General features: G+C 55.9%; 15 protein-coding genes, 2 pseudogenes and 1 riboswitch. Of the genes and pseudogenes, 4 read left to right on the top strand and 13 right to left on the bottom strand.

The genetic code is table 11. The features are described 5' to 3' along the window. Positions 1-322 precede the first annotated feature (322 nt). Positions 323-1,318, bottom strand: a pseudogene (locus tag ABEV74_RS13335) (IS1595 family transposase). Positions 1,319-1,573: 255 nt separating this feature from the next. Beyond that, entirely contained in the window at positions 1,574-2,806 is a 1,233-nt protein-coding gene (locus ABEV74_RS13330) for a molybdopterin-dependent oxidoreductase (protein WP_430146618.1), read from the bottom strand. Positions 2,807-2,986: 180 nt separating this feature from the next. Between ABEV74_RS13330 and ABEV74_RS13325 the strand changes: the two genes are divergently transcribed. Continuing rightward, positions 2,987-4,390, top strand: a complete 1,404-nt coding sequence (locus tag ABEV74_RS13325; RefSeq protein WP_430146616.1) for a stalk domain-containing protein — start codon at positions 2,987-2,989, stop codon at positions 4,388-4,390. Positions 4,391-4,422: 32 nt separating this feature from the next. Here ABEV74_RS13325 and ABEV74_RS13320 read toward each other — a convergent pair whose 3' ends face one another. From ABEV74_RS13320 to ABEV74_RS13295, 6 genes are all read right to left on the bottom strand, one after another. After that, the gene (locus ABEV74_RS13320) at positions 4,423-5,277 is read right to left on the bottom strand and encodes an alpha/beta hydrolase family protein (RefSeq protein ID WP_430146614.1); all 855 of its coding nucleotides are present in this window, start codon (positions 5,275-5,277) and stop codon (positions 4,423-4,425) included. A gap of 1,295 nt (positions 5,278-6,572) precedes the next feature. Further along, positions 6,573-8,927, bottom strand: coding sequence for an S-layer homology domain-containing protein (locus tag ABEV74_RS13315; RefSeq protein ID WP_430146612.1), 2,355 nt, complete (start codon positions 8,925-8,927; stop codon positions 6,573-6,575). Positions 8,928-9,087: 160 nt separating this feature from the next. Continuing rightward, a complete protein-coding gene (gene trxA / locus ABEV74_RS13310) occupies positions 9,088-9,399 on the bottom strand; it encodes a thioredoxin (protein ID WP_062490066.1) in 312 nt (103 codons plus the stop codon). A gap of 55 nt (positions 9,400-9,454) precedes the next feature. Continuing rightward, entirely contained in the window at positions 9,455-9,880 is a 426-nt protein-coding gene (locus tag ABEV74_RS13305; RefSeq protein ID WP_062490064.1) for an RrF2 family transcriptional regulator, read from the bottom strand. Between the two features lie 167 nt (positions 9,881-10,047). After that, entirely contained in the window at positions 10,048-10,881 is an 834-nt protein-coding gene (locus ABEV74_RS13300; protein WP_430146608.1) for an aldo/keto reductase, read from the bottom strand. 118 nt (positions 10,882-10,999) lie between these two features. After that, the gene (locus tag ABEV74_RS13295; protein ID WP_430146606.1) at positions 11,000-11,842 is read right to left on the bottom strand and encodes a DUF72 domain-containing protein; all 843 of its coding nucleotides are present in this window, start codon (positions 11,840-11,842) and stop codon (positions 11,000-11,002) included. A gap of 143 nt (positions 11,843-11,985) precedes the next feature. Between ABEV74_RS13295 and ABEV74_RS13290 the strand changes: the two genes are divergently transcribed. Continuing rightward, entirely contained in the window at positions 11,986-12,441 is a 456-nt protein-coding gene (locus ABEV74_RS13290) for a MarR family winged helix-turn-helix transcriptional regulator (protein WP_430146604.1), read from the top strand. A gap of 92 nt (positions 12,442-12,533) precedes the next feature. After that, a complete protein-coding gene (locus tag ABEV74_RS13285) occupies positions 12,534-13,400 on the top strand; it encodes a YitT family protein (protein ID WP_430146602.1) in 867 nt (288 codons plus the stop codon). 15 nt (positions 13,401-13,415) lie between these two features. Here ABEV74_RS13285 and ABEV74_RS13280 read toward each other — a convergent pair whose 3' ends face one another. Beyond that, positions 13,416-13,772: a Na-translocating system protein MpsC family protein gene (locus tag ABEV74_RS13280; RefSeq protein ID WP_145977127.1), complete on the bottom strand. Its 357-nt coding sequence runs from the start codon at positions 13,770-13,772 to the stop codon at positions 13,416-13,418. Positions 13,773-13,911: 139 nt separating this feature from the next. Then, positions 13,912-14,080: riboswitch (cyclic di-AMP (ydaO/yuaA leader) on the bottom strand. A gap of 126 nt (positions 14,081-14,206) precedes the next feature. Next, positions 14,207-14,311: pseudogene (locus ABEV74_RS13275) on the bottom strand (glyoxalase superfamily protein); the annotation flags it as partial. A gap of 161 nt (positions 14,312-14,472) precedes the next feature. Between ABEV74_RS13275 and ABEV74_RS13270 the strand changes: the two are divergent. Beyond that, on the top strand, positions 14,473-14,742 hold the full coding sequence (locus ABEV74_RS13270) for a putative signal transducing protein (protein WP_430146600.1): 270 nt from the start codon (positions 14,473-14,475) through the stop codon (positions 14,740-14,742). A gap of 104 nt (positions 14,743-14,846) precedes the next feature. Here the strand turns inward: ABEV74_RS13270 and ABEV74_RS13265 are convergent, their stop codons facing one another. The 3 genes from ABEV74_RS13265 to ABEV74_RS13255 form a co-directional block, all read right to left on the bottom strand. Continuing rightward, positions 14,847-15,167, bottom strand: coding sequence for a DMT family transporter (locus ABEV74_RS13265; protein WP_430146598.1), 321 nt, complete (start codon positions 15,165-15,167; stop codon positions 14,847-14,849). A gap of 67 nt (positions 15,168-15,234) precedes the next feature. Further along, complete coding sequence (locus ABEV74_RS13260) at positions 15,235-15,582, bottom strand: DMT family transporter (RefSeq protein ID WP_062490045.1); 348 nt, start codon at positions 15,580-15,582, stop codon at positions 15,235-15,237. Positions 15,583-15,589: 7 nt separating this feature from the next. Continuing rightward, positions 15,590-16,180 (bottom strand): TetR/AcrR family transcriptional regulator, encoded by a 591-nt coding sequence (locus ABEV74_RS13255; RefSeq protein ID WP_430146596.1) that lies wholly within the window; start codon positions 16,178-16,180, stop codon positions 15,590-15,592. Positions 16,181-16,233: the final 53 nt, after the last annotated feature.

The raw sequence follows: 16,233 nt of genomic DNA, 5'->3' as shown, positions 1-16,233 counted from the left end.
ACAATAATTTGGACTTGATCTAATGAATAGGGGACATTTGCTGCGGCAGCTGCTCCCTGTTTTTTGTTAAGGAGTTGGTTAAATGAAGTTTGTTGAAGATAGATTATATGCAGAGCAATTGTTAAATGAAGCGACAATATGGAATCAATTCTAATTCACCAATTTTATGGAAAGGCTACTTCAGTATTAAGCAAGAAATTGAGAAAATAATTCATAAATCAATTTACAGATTGCTTCCTAGTATATTGAGGAATCTATATATACGGATATAGCGTTAATAGGAACAGTAAGTACAAAAAAATATCAAAGCTAGATCGCCTTTTTATGCACCTGTTCTCAATTTTACTACAGTCGTAAAGTTCGCCCGTTTACAAGTGTCCAACAGGAGCTTTTTCTGTCTGTCAGTGTAATCCAACTTCTTGTGCAACTCCAGGAATCGGAACCAAGCCTTGGAATCGATCCATCCACTGCTTCAAGCGAGAATGAAACGAGTTTACATGTTGGATATGGTAAATCGACTTCGACACATGTGTTCCTCGCGGCAAAATTTCGTGCGTCAAACCTTTCATTTTGGCAAACTTCTTATAGTTCGTCGCGCTGTCTATGCAAAGCAATGAAGAAGGTGATATATACCTTCCGATAACGCTATCTATTTCCTCGGCTTTGATGCGACCGCGACCACCCATTTAACAAATGATATTGTCATTTCGGTCATAAGCTACGACGATGCTGACCTGTTCTTGGGAGATGCCACGCTTGCGCTTCTCCTTCTTTTCATCTTCTACTTTGCGACCGCGTTTACGGGCATCACGGGGAGAATCCCGCCTTTGCGACCTTTTTCCGTTTCCAGGAAGTGCGTTTCATCACTTTCGATGATTCCGTTAAGCTGGCTATTTCCAAGCGAACGGAGTACATTAAGAATCTTGTGTCTCCAGTAAAATGCAGTTGAAATATGAATGTTGAGCCGTTCTACGATTTTAGGGAGTGTGTATCCTTCAATCATCAATTCGAAGTATTTGAACCACAGATTGGGTTTATGGGTTCCCGCCATCGGAGTTCCCGTCATGTCGTTGAAACTTTTGCCGCAATCCTTGCATAAATAGCGTTGACGACTACGATACGTACCATTCCGTTTCACGCTTAAACTACCGCAATGTAGGCACGCCAAACCGCCCGAGAACTTTGCTTCTCGAATGTCACCAAGCAAGCCCTGAATTTTAGGGGTAGGGAATAACGTTTCTTTGATTGCTTCAAATAAGGGGTGTTGTTCCTTCGCTGGCAAATCGCTGAAATTTTCGTATATGTTAAGCCAATCCACGATTCAAAACCTCCTGGAAAAAATATGAACTTTATTACACAATATCCCACAAGAGCAACAATATATACGGAAACAGCGAAAGAAAAAGACCGACTGAAGCCGGTCGGGTGAAACGCCATTCGCGACAGCTGGTATCATGTACCATTGTTCCGAAAATAGAACGGGACTTGTTTGCGACGGGGATAGCCGCCGGGAAGGGCAGCCTGTGCACGGTATTGGCAATCGCTGGTACCTGCTCCCGCCCCATTGGCGCTTTTACACCCACGCGTCTTTGCTGTAGCCGCGCTCGATCCAGTACCCGTCGTGATCGCCGGCGATCAGCTCGATGCGATTCAGCCATTTGATTGACTTGTACGCGTACATTTTCGGAACGATGAGCCGGGCCGGACCGCCGAGGTCTGACGGCAATGGCCTGCCGTCGTGCAAAACCGCGACCATGACGTCATCCATTCTCGCCTGATCAAGCGTGAGCGATTCGGTATAGACGCCGTCTCCGGAATAAAACTTGACTGTTTTCGCTTCCGGACGGACACCCGCCAAATCGAGCAGTTCCCGAAGCGGAATGCCTTCCCAGGTATTTCGGTACACCGACCAGCCCGTCACACAGTGAAAATCGCTTACCTGCACGGTCCGTTTCCTGCTCACAAATTGCTCCCAATTCCAGGTGAACGGCCGGTCGACCAGTCCGTCGACGGTAAACGACCAGTTGTCGTTTGCGAATTTCGGGATCGGCGTTACCGTATAGACGCGAAAATGCCCTTGTGCCCCGCCGCCGACCGGCGGCGAGGAATCGGCAAGCGGCTGCGGCGCGGGCAGCAAGCGGTTTTTGTCGTTCTCCGCCAACCGATCGAGCGCGCTGCCGGACGTGCTGCCGAGCGACCGTCCGACCCATTGCAGCAACGAAGGCCCGAACGCGACAGCAAGCCCGGCCCCGATCGCCGTACGGAGAAAAGCGCGGCGGGTATACAACGGCTGGGGAGCGGCCGGGTGCAGTCGTTCTTCCGACCTTTCCGTGATGACGGCCCTGCGGCCGGCTTGCTTGATCCATCGTGTGCGCGTCAGCGAATGATAGATGATGTACGGCAGCCCGATCCAGGTCAGCAGATCGTGCGCGACAAGCGCCGCATTCGACAACGCCGGCCCGGCAAGCCTGAATTGCCAAAGGATGACTCCCGACAACAGCCAGCCGGCGAGGAGGGTCAGCACGACGACGATATTGAACCGCTGCCAGGGCCGGCCTTTCAGCAGCCTCCAATGCTTGCCGATGAGCGTCATATACAGGATGATAGGAGCAACGGACACAAGTCCGGCCGCAATATGCACCCACTTGAGCCAAACTCTCCCCTCGCCCAGCACCCCCCGCCAAAAACCGCTAGCAAGCAGCAACCCCGTCGCCGCCAGCAGCAGAACGATCCATCCGTTCCAGGCATGTATGCCCGCCAGCTTGCGACCGGCATGTCTGCGCATCCAATCCAGCCATTTGGCCATCTTTACACGCCTCCCGCACCGGATATACCGGCATTGTCGTTCCGAATCTTTCGTAAGTTTTGCGCGTACAAAAAGGAATACGGACGTTCTTATCGAAAGGAATGGCTATGCTCCTGGAGGGATGATGCCGCAATGCGATGCTGTATTCGTATCCTATGTGCATTACTGAGTGTATTTCTGATGATAAACATAGTAGGGAATTTCGTCCGTCTCCCCGAAGCGGATGCCAGCGCATCCGAGCCCGCGAAAGCTGCCGTGTATCCCGGAGAGGAGATCCGCATGGCCGATTTGACGGCCGCCCGGTCCCGTTCCTCCATCAAAGCCGCATGGGAGCGGCTCAAGCCCCGTTATGCCGGTATGCCTTACGCCGACATCCCGAGCCTGCAAGCGCCCTATGCGCCGGGCAAGCTGCAGCCGGCTTTCATACAGGACGGGCTCAATATGGTTAATTTTGTCCGTTATTTGGCCGATCTACCCGCCGATATCGAAGCGGACGCGTCGCTGAACGCCATCGCCCAGCACGGCGCAGTGCTGCTGCATGCCGCAGGCAAGCTCGACCATCGCCCGCAGCGCCCGGCCGATATGGAGGCGGATTTTTACGAGATCGGCTACCGTTCCGCTTCCACCAGCAATTTGGCCAAAGGATACCGCACCCTGCACGAGGCGGTGATCGGGTACATGGACGACTCCGATCCCCGGAATATCGGCAAAGTCGGCCACCGGCGCTGGATTCTGTCTCCGCAGCTCAAGAAAGCGGGATTCGGTTTTGCCGGCAGCTACTCGACGATCAGCGTCACCGACCGCAGCCGGGAATCGCTTTTCGTTTACGACGCCATACCGTATCCGGCCCGCGGACCGTTCCCGCTGCAATTTTTTCACCCGCGCCAAGTCTGGTCCATATCGCTCAACCCTGAAATCTACAAAACGCCGGACCCGGCCCTTGCGAGCATCACCCTGCGCCATCCCGCCAGCGGCCGCGTCTGGACGATCGGACGTCAGGACAAGGATATGCTGTCGGGCGCGTACGGGAACGTCTCCGCCGTCATGTATGCCGGTTCTCCGGCCATTGTGTTCCGTCCCGATCTGACGGCGGACGATAGCGGCGTTCTGTTCGCCGACGGCTCGCTCTTCGAAGTGACGGTCGAAGGATTGGAAAAGACGGACGGATCGGCGGCGACGCTGCAATATGAAGTCGAATTTTTCGATCTGGACCGGACGCCGGTCGGCATCTTTCTGAACGGGCGGGAGGTACGGCTGACGCCGGACCCGCTGACGGCTGACGGAAGAGTGCTCGTGCCGATGAGACCGTTGTTCGCCCAATTCGGCGCCGAGGTAGCCTGGGACCGGGCGAGCGGCACAATCTACGCCGCATTGGGCGACAGGTCGCTGCAACTGCCGGCCGGCGGCAAGGAAGCGCGAGTGACCGAAACGGACGGCGAACGGAGCATCGCGCTCGACGTCCCGGCGCAAATCCGCGGCGGCACCACTTATGTTCCGATCGGCTTCGCCGCGCAATTATTCGGTCTGCGCGCCGCCTGGAATCCGGAAGCATGGCGCGTGGAGCTTACGCAATTGGAAAGTTGACGGCCCCCGCGATACCGGTATGACCCCCGACGTTAGCCGCTCCTGCGCCGGAGATTCTCAAGCAGGAAAGAAGCGGTCGCTTCCAACGCTTCTTCCAGCGCCGCCGTCGTCCCCGCGAACGGATGAACGGCCCCGAACGTATGTCCCGCTCCGGCGATCGTGCGATACGTATGGCGGGGCGCCGCTTCACGCATGCGCCGGAAGCCGTTCAGCAGCCGTTCCGCATCTTCGTCGCCCTGCAGCAGCATAACCGGAATGTCAAGCTCGGCCAGCCTCGCCGGAATATCGAACCGTTCGCGGTTTCGGTCCAGATCTTCGAAGAATATCCGGTTGATCGGCATCAGCTGCTTCGTCCGCGCATTCGGCGTATAGGCAACGCCCTCCCGTCTCGCTTCGGCTTCGAAGCGCTCGTCAAACAGGTTGGCCGAACCGACGCCGTTCCAGGTGACGACGGCTCCGATCTCCGGATGATCGGCTGCGAAGATGATCGCATTGCCGCCTCCGCGGCTGTGGCCGAGCAGCGCGATGCGCTCCGTATCGGCCATCTGCGGGAACGGCAGCCGGCCGCGGGTCAGCGCCGACAAAACGGCTGCGAGATCGTCCTGCTCGCGCGAATACGTGTTGCGTGCGAATTTGTCAAGCTCGTCAAAATCCCGCTCCCGCACGCCGTTGCAAGAGAAATTGAACAGGACGACGTAAAACCCGCGCTGCGCCAGCCACTCCGCCGCATACGGGAAAAACCCCCACGACGCGAACGCTTTGAACCCGTGGCAAATGACGATCACCGGCTTTTTATCCTGATCCGGCTGTACGTATACGCTGCCGCGTATGAACAAATCGCCGCCCGGCTCCAGGACGAACCGTTCGATGCTGACGTTTCCACTCATGGACGCCCGCCTCCTTTACCAGCTTTTTCACGTGATCTCCTTGTAATTTTGATTGTAGCGGTTCCACGGCTTAGCGGCAACGCAATTCGTCAGACGCACGTAATTTGCTAGGCGTAAGTAATTCGTCAAGCACACGCAATTTGCCATGCGTATGAAACAAGCAAAAACGACTTCTTCGTCTCTGTCCGGGGACGATACTGTTTCGCGATGGCGGCTAGAGCTCTATTCGCTCTCGCCACCCGGCGACTCATTGCGACCACCAGGTCCTTATTCGCTCTCGCCACCCGGTGACTAATTGCGAATCTCGAGGTCCTTATTCGCTCTCGCCACCCCCGCCGGGCGCCTGATTGCGAACCTCCACGTTCTTATTCGCTCTCGCCACCCGGCGACCTAATTGCGAACCTCCACGTTCGCTCGCTATACCCCGCTGTGAACTGCCACCTGTCTCGAAATTGCTTTACTCCGACTCCGCGGCGGCTGGCATCCGGAAGATAGAAACCCAATAAAAGATCAAAGCTGCAAAAGTGCAGTATTTCCGGGCGTAAAAGAACCAAAACGCAAAAATTGTTGCGATTATACAATTTTTTGACCCGTTCAAGCTCCAGCCAAGCAAAAAATCCCAAAAAATACTGTATTTTTGCAGAATTTTGCGCCATATCCATCTATTCGTGCCAAAATTCCTGCACTTTTGCAGGATTTTCGCCAAAGCAATCTGCCGGGAGACGAGGGCGCTGAAGACGAAGCACCCCGACGGGACCGGAGACGATTTGACGGAAGGCGGGGCATACCGACAGACCGGAGACGATTTGACGGAAGACGAAGCACCCCGACGGGACCGGAGACGATTTGACGGAAAACGGGGCGCGCCGACGGACGGACGACGATTTGACGGAGGACGTACAGGCAAATAGGAAGTGAGTTTTATACTTTTCTTTAATCTATAAAAAGACCGCCGGGAATCATTCCCGACAGTCTTTGTATTGCCGCCTATGCTGCATATGTTCCCGGACGCGCGCACCTTAGCCTGCGGGGCTCTATTCGCCCGCGCCACGCTCGCCGAACGCCCACCTGCAGGGCCCTACTCGCACACGCCACGCGCGCCTTAGCGCACCTGCGAAGCGCTTCTCTCTCGCGTCACGCCCGCGCACGCGCCTTAGCGCACCCGCAGAGCCCCGCTCGCCCGCGCCACGCCAACCACACACCTTAGCATAGGCTAATCGCACCGCGCGAGCCGCACGCCCCACAGCGCACCGCGCCACGCCCGCCGCGCGCACCATGCACGCGCCGTGCCGGATTTACCCGTTACGCAGCGGCGCCTCCCGCAGCTCGGAGCTGACGCGAAGGAAGCGGAAGAACGAGGCCGCCGCTTCGCCGCGGGTTACTTCGCGGTCCGGCAAGAACTTGCCGTCAACCGTATCCATAATGCCAAGGCCGATCGCAATGGCCGCCTGGCCTTTGCGCTCCACCTCCGCCGCATCGCTGAATTCGATGCGGAACAATTTCTCGTGATTGGCCAGCGTATTGTAACCGAGCGCCCGGATGATCAATTCGGCCATCTCCTCGCGATCGACTTTGCCCTCGGGATTGAACGAGCCGTCGCCAATGTCGATCAGGTTCTGCTGTACCGCCGTTTCCACATAGGCGAACAGCTCGGAGTCGGCGGCGACGTCGTTGAACGACGCCTTGGCCTGCGATGCGGCCTCGTAGAGGCGCGGCGGCCGGCCGCTATTCATCGACAGGACGAGCATCTTGATCAACTCGCCCCGGGTAATGACCGCCTCGGGACGGACCTTCCCGTCTTCCAGGTCAAGCGCCTTGTAGGCGACCATCAATTCCAGCTCCCGCTGAGCCGGATGGCCTTCCACATCGGTTGCCTGCGGCAGCTCCAGCTGGGTGACTTCTCCGGTCTCCAGATTGCGCCATTGCCCCGACTCCGCATCGAGGAACACCGGCTCGTCGACCGTCTTCGGCACCAGCCGGTAGACCAGCTTCGCTGTGCCGTCCGGAATTCCCTCGCCGGGCCTGATTTCACCGGCCGCCACCAGCACCCGGTATTTCTCGACCGGAATCGGCTCGCCGTTCCATTCGTACTTGTGCTGCTTCTGATAAGTCAGCTCGACGCGGTAGTAATCCATCCAGGCGTCGATCGCCTTCGCGTCGCCGATCAGCTGCGGCTTGGCCGGATACGCCAAATCTCTCACATCCGCAGAAAATTCGCGGATCTGCCCGGTGATCGCATCGATACCGACATGGACGTAATCATACTCGACCCGCGCCCCGTTCACTTTGCGGATGAATGCCAAATAGTATTGGCCCACTTCCTCGGGCGTCTTGCCTTCATAGCGCTTCGCGTCGGAAGCGCGCAAATACAGCTGGTCGGCGAGCCAGGGCAGCTGCTTCTTCACCGTTGCGACAGCTTTCGCTTTCGCCTCGCCGTATGTCACGCCTTTACCGCTTTGCTGTCTGCTGTTCGTATAGGCGCTGTAATTCCGGATCTGCCCGGTACGGGAATCGACGCTCGCCCAGACGGAACCGCTGTCCTTGCCGTTTTCCTTAACCGTCCAGGACAAGTTCCATTGCGCTCGGGAGACGCCCTCATACTCGTCCTCGTATTCGTTATAGTCGCTGCCGGTCAATTCGGCTCCCTTCGGCAGCCCGAACGCGTCCTTCACCGTCTGCACAGCCTGCTCTTTGGACAGCTGCGCTCCCGCCTTGGGCGCCGTGCCGAGCGGCTTCGCGCTTACCGGAGACGCTTCCAGCGCAGAATCGTCTTCGTACTGCGGCTTGATCACTTCACCCGTTGCCGCGTCGATCGTCACCGGCTTCAGCACATAGGCGAGCTGAGGAGACGTTCGGCCCGCGGTATTGCGGATCAGCTTGTAGACAAGCTCCGGGCTTGCGGCGGCCCGCAGCTTCGCAATCGCCTGCTCCGAATTCAGAACCGTTCCGGCCTTCTCGAACCGGACCGACTTCTCCCACTGCAGACGATACGAACGGACATGGCCTTCGCCGTCGACTTCAATATCGATAAAGTTCTCGACATACGGCAGATCGTTCACGATCCGGTTGTACCGGAACCGGTAAACGACATCGCCGTTCAGCGGCGGTTTCAACTGCTGGCCGTAGTAAGGATCGAGTTCGATCTGGCCGACCAGCGCAGGCGCAATGGATTGAATGAATGACATCGCCAGTTGCTGCGCTTCCGTACGGTCGACTTCGGGCGGATAGGACGGCGGTGCCGCTCCGGGATCATAATTGTCCGAGGAGAAAGACACCAGCGTGCTTTCGTCAGCGTTGATGCCGGCCTGAATGGAGGCAATCTGCTTGCCGTCCTTCTTCTTCACAAAATACAGATTCCAGACGTTGAAGCCTTCGCCGTTCGGATCAAACATCTGCTTGCCGTAGTTGGCACTTTGCAGCTTGTAATCGTCCGGAATATGTACCAGTTTGCGGGCGAGCGCTTCCGCCTGTGCCTTGGACATGGCGGCGACCGCCTGGGACGCCGACGCTTCCGGCGATGACGGTTCTTCGGCCCTCGAGCTTCCCTGCGCGGAAGATGCCGCCTTCTCCGCATAAGCCCCTGCCGGCACCGCGCTAGCCAGCAGCGCGGCGGATACGGTTACGGCCAACCACTTGCGACTTGATCTCACCGAAATATTCCCCTTTACGAAACGAATGGCTTGCTATTCTTCATTAACGAAAACTTGTTGCCAAAAGTTGCATCGCCCGTTTCCAATCCGCAAAAAAAGCCCTTTCGTCCCCTGATCAGGAACGAAAGGGCTGTCTTGCCGCGCCGTGAGTGTTCAAGCTTTACAGTTGGCTTTGAATTTTCGATTTCAGCGTTTCTTTGCTTTGAACGCCGACCATTTTGTCAACCGGCTGTCCGTCTTTGAACAGAATGAGCGTCGGAATGCTCATTACGCCGTATTGCGAAGCGATCTCCGGCTCTTCGTCCACGTTGACTTTGGCGACAACGGCTTTGCCTTCCATTTCGGTTGCGAGCTCCTCTACGATCGGAAGCTGCATTTTGCAAGGGCCGCACCAGGGAGCCCAGAAGTCGACGATGGAAACGCCGTTTTCGATGCTTTTCGCAAAATTGTCTTTCGTCAATGCCACTGCCATCTTACATCATCCTCTCCTAAAAATGTGGGTTGAGATGGAAACACCGCCACATCGCTTATTTCGGCTCGCATTCGCGAATCTGCGCCAGCACATCGGCAATCGTAATGCCGGCAAAGTAGCTTTCCAGCCGCTGCTCAGCGGCACAGAAAATGCCGTACATCACTTCCTTCATGTTGGAGCCGACAATGCAGTCCGCATCGGGATTGCCTGAACACCAGTTGGGCATGAGCGAACCGATCGCGATCACGCGGTAAATATCTTTCAGCGTTACCTCGGCAGGTTGTGCGGTCAGCCAATAGCCGCCTCCCGAGCCTTCGCGCGTATCGACATAGCCGCCACGGCGCAAACAGCTCATCACTTTGCGAACGCGGGCCGGGTGGGTTCCGACATTGACTGCGATCGTTTCACTGGTTGCCATCCTTTCCGGCAAATATGCCAGCAAAACGAGACTGTGGACGGCAATCGTAAATTCGCTGTTCATTCGTGAACGGCACCCCGCTTTGTACTGTAATAATATCAGTTACAGTTAGCGATGTCAAACGAAATGTGCTGAAATGCTCATTACCCATTATGTGATAAAGAAACCGCCGGTATTCCGGCGGCTCAAGCGAACAGCGATACAACGAACCGTGAGCTATAAAAAATAAATTAGAACAGAAACTCGTCGGGATCCGGACCGAACCGTTTGTCCTGATTCAGTCCGTCAATAGCCTCCATTTCCGCGTCGCTCAACTGGAAGTCGAACACGTCGGCATTTTCCTTGATGCGGTGCTCGTGAACCGATTTCGGAATCGTGACAACGCCATGCTGAAGATCCCAGCGAAGGACGATCTGGGCCGGCGTTTTGCCGTACTTATCCCCCAGTTCCTTGAGCAGCGGAATGTCCAGGTTCCCTTGCATCAGCGGACTCCATGCTTCCAGCTGGATGCTGTGTTTGCGGCAGAAGTTCAGCAGCTCTTTCTGGGTGAGCAGCGGGTGGAATTCGACCTGGTTGACCATCGGCTTGATATTGCAGCTGCCCATCAGCTCTTCCAGGTGGTGAACCTTGAAGTTGCTGACGCCGATCGCCCGCACTTTCCCGTCATTGTAGAGCGTCTCGAGGGCGCGGTACGTCTCCTTGAATTTATCCTTGCCCGGCCAGTGAACCAGATACAGGTCGATGACGTCCAGGCCGAGAAGCTCGCGGCTCTTGTCGAACGCGCGCAGCGTCGAATCGTATCCCTGATCATCGTTCCACACTTTGGTCGTAATGAACAGCTCGTTCCGGTTCACGCCGCTCTCGGCAATAGCCCGGCCTACGCTCTCTTCGTTTTTGTATATCGCCGCGGTATCAATTGCCCGGTAACCGTTACGGATCGCAGCCGTAACCGCATCGACTGTCTCCTGCCCATTTTGCGTCTTCCATACGCCAAGGCCGAGCCAAGGCATACGCACGCCATTATGTAGTACGGTCGCTTCAGCTATCGAAGTTGGGAATGGCATCGATAAAATCCCTCCTGCTTGATCAAAATGGTATTTCAAAAAAATGACTACTTTTACATCTTACCACCATAACCGGTCAATAAAAAGTCCGCAGCCGATATCCGGTCCGCCGTTTTCGTCAGAACAGGCTCAGCTGGCCTGAAGGCTCCGGCGGTTCAAGGCCGAGCAAACGGGACATTTCACGCGCATTATCGGCCGCGTCGCCTCCGGAATTATTGTTGAACAGGACGCAAATTTGTTGCGATTGCCGCTCGAGCCGGCGAAGCCGTTCCGCCCATTCGGCCAGTTCCTCCGTGCGGTAGCGGTACAAATAGCGCACCTCCCGCCAGTCCGGCCTTCCGCCGGACCGCCAGCCGGCCGCATTGCGGCCGTGAAAACGGACGATCGTCAGGGCCGGGTCGGTCGCTTCTTCCACAATCGGCACCGAGCCTTCCCCCGCCTGCGGTTCGTCGCAAACGCTATGGATCCACCCTTCTTCGCGCATAAACGCAAGCGTACGCTCCCGCATCTGCGGCGCGAACCAGCTTTGATGCCGAAATTCGAGCGCGCACGGAACATCTCCCATTCTCGCCTTCGCCGCCCGCAGCAGGCCGACATGTTCGCGGGTGCAATCGAACCACGGCGGATATTGAAACAGCACCGCTAGCAGTTTTCCCGCCTCGCGCATCGGCGCAAGCGATTCCAGGAATGCCCCGTACATGGCGTCGTCTCCCTCGAAAGGCACACCGCCGCGGGCGTGCCCGGTCATCCCCTGGTAAGCTTTGACGACAAACCGGAAATCCGGCGGCGTCTCGGCCGTCCACTTCTCCATATTGCGAACCGGCTGCACCGCATAGAACGAGCTGTCCACCTCCACCGTCCGGAAAACGCGGCTGTACGCCGCAAGCTTGTGCCGCGCCGATTCCTTGTCGGGGTACAGCGTCGGATGATCCCCCCATCCTGTCAAGCCGATTAAAATCACGTCAAATCCTCCGCATGCCATTTTCTATCCATTGTATCGATCGGATCCCTTCCTTGACAAGCGCTGTCTCTCCTTTTTATAATTAGGTTGCCTAATAAATTGGTTCGGAAATGTTTTAGCACCGAAATAAAGGGGGGGTACATATGAGCGACAGCAAAATCGGCAACAAAATCGTGAAGCAGCTGCTGCAGTCGTTGACGCAATTTAACCGCACGCAGTGGCACCGTTCGCTCCCCGGCTTCAAGCCCAGCGAAATTATGCTGATTCTGGCGATCGGCGAAGGGGCAGAGCATGGAGGACCCGGGTTGAAAGTATCCGAGATCAGCCATATGCTGCGGGTCACTTCGCCGACCGTTACCCAGCTGCTGAAGGAGCTCGAAAGCAAGCGTCTCATCGAACGCTCATCCGACCCGGCCGACAGAAGGGTTGTCCGCATTCGGTTGACGAAGGAAGGCATGCAGATTGCGAATAAAGCGAAACGCAAGCTTCTCCATTCGCTCGAAGGGCTTGTCGAATTTTTAGGAGAGGAGGATAGCAGACGGTTGGCGCAGCTTCTTGACAAAGCGTTTCTCTATTTTGACAAAGGACAGGATCAGTAAGCCAGATAGTCGGCAAAGAAGCAAAGCGAACCTGCACGATTGTATGTAACGGGGTCGCATGACCGGAAATCAAGAAAGAAGGAGGAAATCGGATGGCCAGAACGCACAAGAAATTAACCTTTACCGATTATGTTTTAAAATTCGTGTTCATAACGCTCGGCGCAGTCTTGATGGCGGTAGCGCTGGAGTTGTTCCTCGTTCCGAATCATATTATTGACGGGGGCATCGCCGGGGTATCGATCATCTTGTCCAAGCTGACGGACCTGCCGCTGGGCGTATATTTGTTCTTTATCAACCTGCCGTTTTTGCTCCTCGGTTTCAAGCAAATCGGGCGGACGTTCGCATTCTCCACGTTGTACGGCATCGGCATCATGTCGCTGACGACCGTGCTGCTTCACCATACGGAGCCGTTCACCGAGGATCATCTGCTGGCCGTCTTGTTCGGCGGGGTCATTCTCGGCGTCGGCGTCGGATTGACGATCCGGTTCGGCGGTTCGCTCGACGGAGCCGAAATCGTGGCGATTCTGATGGCCAAGAAAACCCGGATGCCGGTCGGTCAGCTGATCATGATCATTAACGTCGTTATTTTCATTATTGCCGGGTTCGTGTTCGGATGGGATTCGGCGATGTATTCGATCTTTACTTACTATATCGCGTTCAAATTGATCGATATCGTCGTCGAAGGATTGAACGAGTCCAAGTCGGTTACCATAATTTCAAGCGAATACGAGGAAATTTCTCAGGCGATCATCGACCGCCTCGGCCGCAGCACCACATTCATACAAGCAAGAGGGGGATACAGCAAAGAAGATACGCAAATGATCTATTGCGTCGTTACCCGCCTCGAAGTGGCCAAGCTGAAAGCGATCGTGCAGGATATCGACAGCAAGGCCTTCATCGCTATCGAGCATGTCGCCGACGTTATGGGCGGCAACTTCCAGAAAAGCGCGATCCACTGAGGCAGCCGCCGGTTCTCAATCGCTGATCAGCGCGCTTTCCAGATCGCGGTCAAAATGCACCAGCTCCATCATGCCGCCCGTATCGATGGCGATATCCGATTGGATGGATGTTACGGTGCATCCGGTCAGTTCCTCAAGCTGCTCTTTCAGCCGGAGCTGGAACGGATAGCGCACCGTCCCGTCCCGCCGCGAGCATGAAGTTGCCGTCTCGCCGACGGCCAGCGCCCTGCTCGCGGCAGGTCTGTGATCGGCAATGATGACTAGATGATTGCGGATAATACGGGCGTCGACGCCTTCCGGCACAAAGCCCGACCGTTCCCGTATGCAGCGACGGTACAACTCTTCGATTCTGGCGCTCAGTCTGTCCAGCATCTTCAACTCCTCCTTCTGTTCGGCATTCGGCACGATATCCCCCTTGTCCGTACGACGACAAAAAACCCGAGGCAGAGAAACTCTGCGCACGGGCTTATCGTCAATCGGCAAATGAGCCGGTCGCTACTAAGCGCGATCGCGGTTCTCTCAATCGGCTTACGAGGTTAGCTGTCGGATTCGGGCTTGAGAGTGCCCTACCTTCCGCGCTGCGCGCAGGAAGGATTCACCCCGGGAAACCGCCGCGGCGACGCGGACGGATTCGATGGTTCCCCCGTTTCCCTGTTCAGGGAATTCAGCATATGCAGTTGTATGAAAATTCAGAAAAGTAAGGGTGCCCCTGATTATAACCGATTTCATCGAAAATATCAAATCGGCGGACACCAACCGCATAATCCATTATATGCCGAAACGACAGCAAACGTGACAAACAAGCATTAACCTGCCTTTTCCAACCGCTCGTAAAATATAATCCGGTTGCCGGAAGGATCGATAACCGTCACTTCCCGCGAATGCCAGGGCGCAGTTTCGATCCCGGGACGCGCATAGCGCCAAAACGTTCTTTATTTTCACGATGCTTTAGGAGAGTCGAACGAGCTGACCGGTAACTTTCCTGTCATGTTTTCCGGGGCAAGCCGAATAGAATGTGGCGAGAGCAAAAACAGTCCGTTATCCATTCTGTTCAAGGTGGTGTAGGGTTCGCATGCTCGTATTGTGGATTATTGTAGCCGTTGTCGTCATCGGCCTGATCGTCTGGCTTATCGCCAGAACAAGCGGAGGTTGGGTATCCATTCGCACCGAGACAGGCGCAAGGACCGAGAAGCTGTACAGCCTGCAGGCTCACCTGAAAGAAAGCGGCATCAAAACCCGGATTTCCGGCGAAGGGCAGCAACTGATGCAGCTCCATGTTCCGAAGAAATCGGCGGAACAGGCCAAATCGCTGATTGAAGAGTTCGAAGCGCAGTTGAAATAATGTACGCCTCCGCCATCGCCTCATTCAAGCGTCCCGCCGGATGCCGGCGGGACGCTGCTCTCTTTATGCAATGCGGGCAAAGTCGCCCCTTCTCGTCGATCAGCTTAATCGGCTCCTACCATCCTGAGCCCGATGACGCCTCCTATAATCATGGCGATAAACAGCACCTTGCGCCAATCCTTCGACTCCTTGAACAGCACCATACCGAGCAGCACGCTGCCGGCGGCGCCAATGCCGGTCCATACGCCATATGCCGTACTGATCGGAATGTCGACCATCGCCTTGGACAGCAGAGAGAAGCTGAGCCCGCCGAAAATGATCGTGCCGACCGTCCCCTTCCATTTGGTAAACCCGTCGGACAGCTTCAAGAACGTCACCATCCCGACTTCCCCCAAACCGGATAAAAATAAAATGAACCAAGCCATAACGCCACCCCCTTGTTCGTAAAATCAATGTACGCCCTCGTACGGCCAGAAACCGTCCACGCCTCCGTCACCCTTGCTCGTGTCCCGCCTCGGCTTTGTCGCCGGAGATCATCTTCAGTCCGACAATGCCGCCGATGAGCAGCGCGATGAAGAATAGTTTGGGCCAATCCGCCGACTCTTGCATAAAGAGGATGCCGACCAGCACCGTACCCGCCGTGCCGATGCCGGTAAAAACGGCATAAGCCGTACCGATTTCAATCCTCTTGAGCGATTTTGCAAACAGCACAAAGCTTGCAACCAGCCCGATAACCGTCAACACGCCGGGCACAGGCCGGGTGAAGCCTTCGGACAGTTTGAGCCCGAATGCCCAGACCACTTCCATCAGACCGGCCAGCAGCAAATAGATCCATGCCATCGAATCGTCACTCCTTCGTCCATATTTGCCATAGCCAGCTCCAGGCGATTTCCTGCCGCTCCCGATACAGGCGGGAATCGTACAACTCGTGTTCGACGAGCATGCCGTCGGTTAAAGCAAAAAACAGCGCCAGCATCCGCCCGGTATCCTGCCTGACCAGCACATTCTCGTCCATCCCCTTCTCCAGTATGTCGGCAAGATAACGGACAAGCTCGGCCTCATGCGCCAGAAACAGCCGATGCAGTTGCTCCTTCAGATGCTTCGGCGGCACCATCATCGTCCGTTTCAGAAACGCCTGGCCGCTCGAAATATGGTCCAGATCGGTAAAAAAGTCAAAAACAGCGCGCAGTTGCTCCTTGATCGGCCGATTCGACACCCGTTCCACCAAAGCCTTATAATTCGCCAGCTCTTCCTGGATGACATCGTTCAGCAGCTCCAGGAAAAGCTGTTCCTTGGAATTGAAATGGGCATAAATCGACGGCGTCCGGATGCCGACCTGCTTGGCGATAGCGGACAGCGAAGCGCCTTCATACCCCGATTCCAGAAATGCCGTCAACGCCGCCTGCTTGAGACGATGAGCCGTCTGTCCGTCATTCACGTTTACGCCTCCTTGGTTCGTATTGCAACCTAACGAACGTTAGTTAGTTTTGG

This window comes from Paenibacillus cisolokensis, from assembly GCF_050481165.1.
Lineage (GTDB): Bacteria > Bacillota > Bacilli > Paenibacillales > Paenibacillaceae > Paenibacillus_AH > Paenibacillus_AH cisolokensis.
This window is presented reverse-complemented; position numbering and strand designations above follow the sequence as displayed.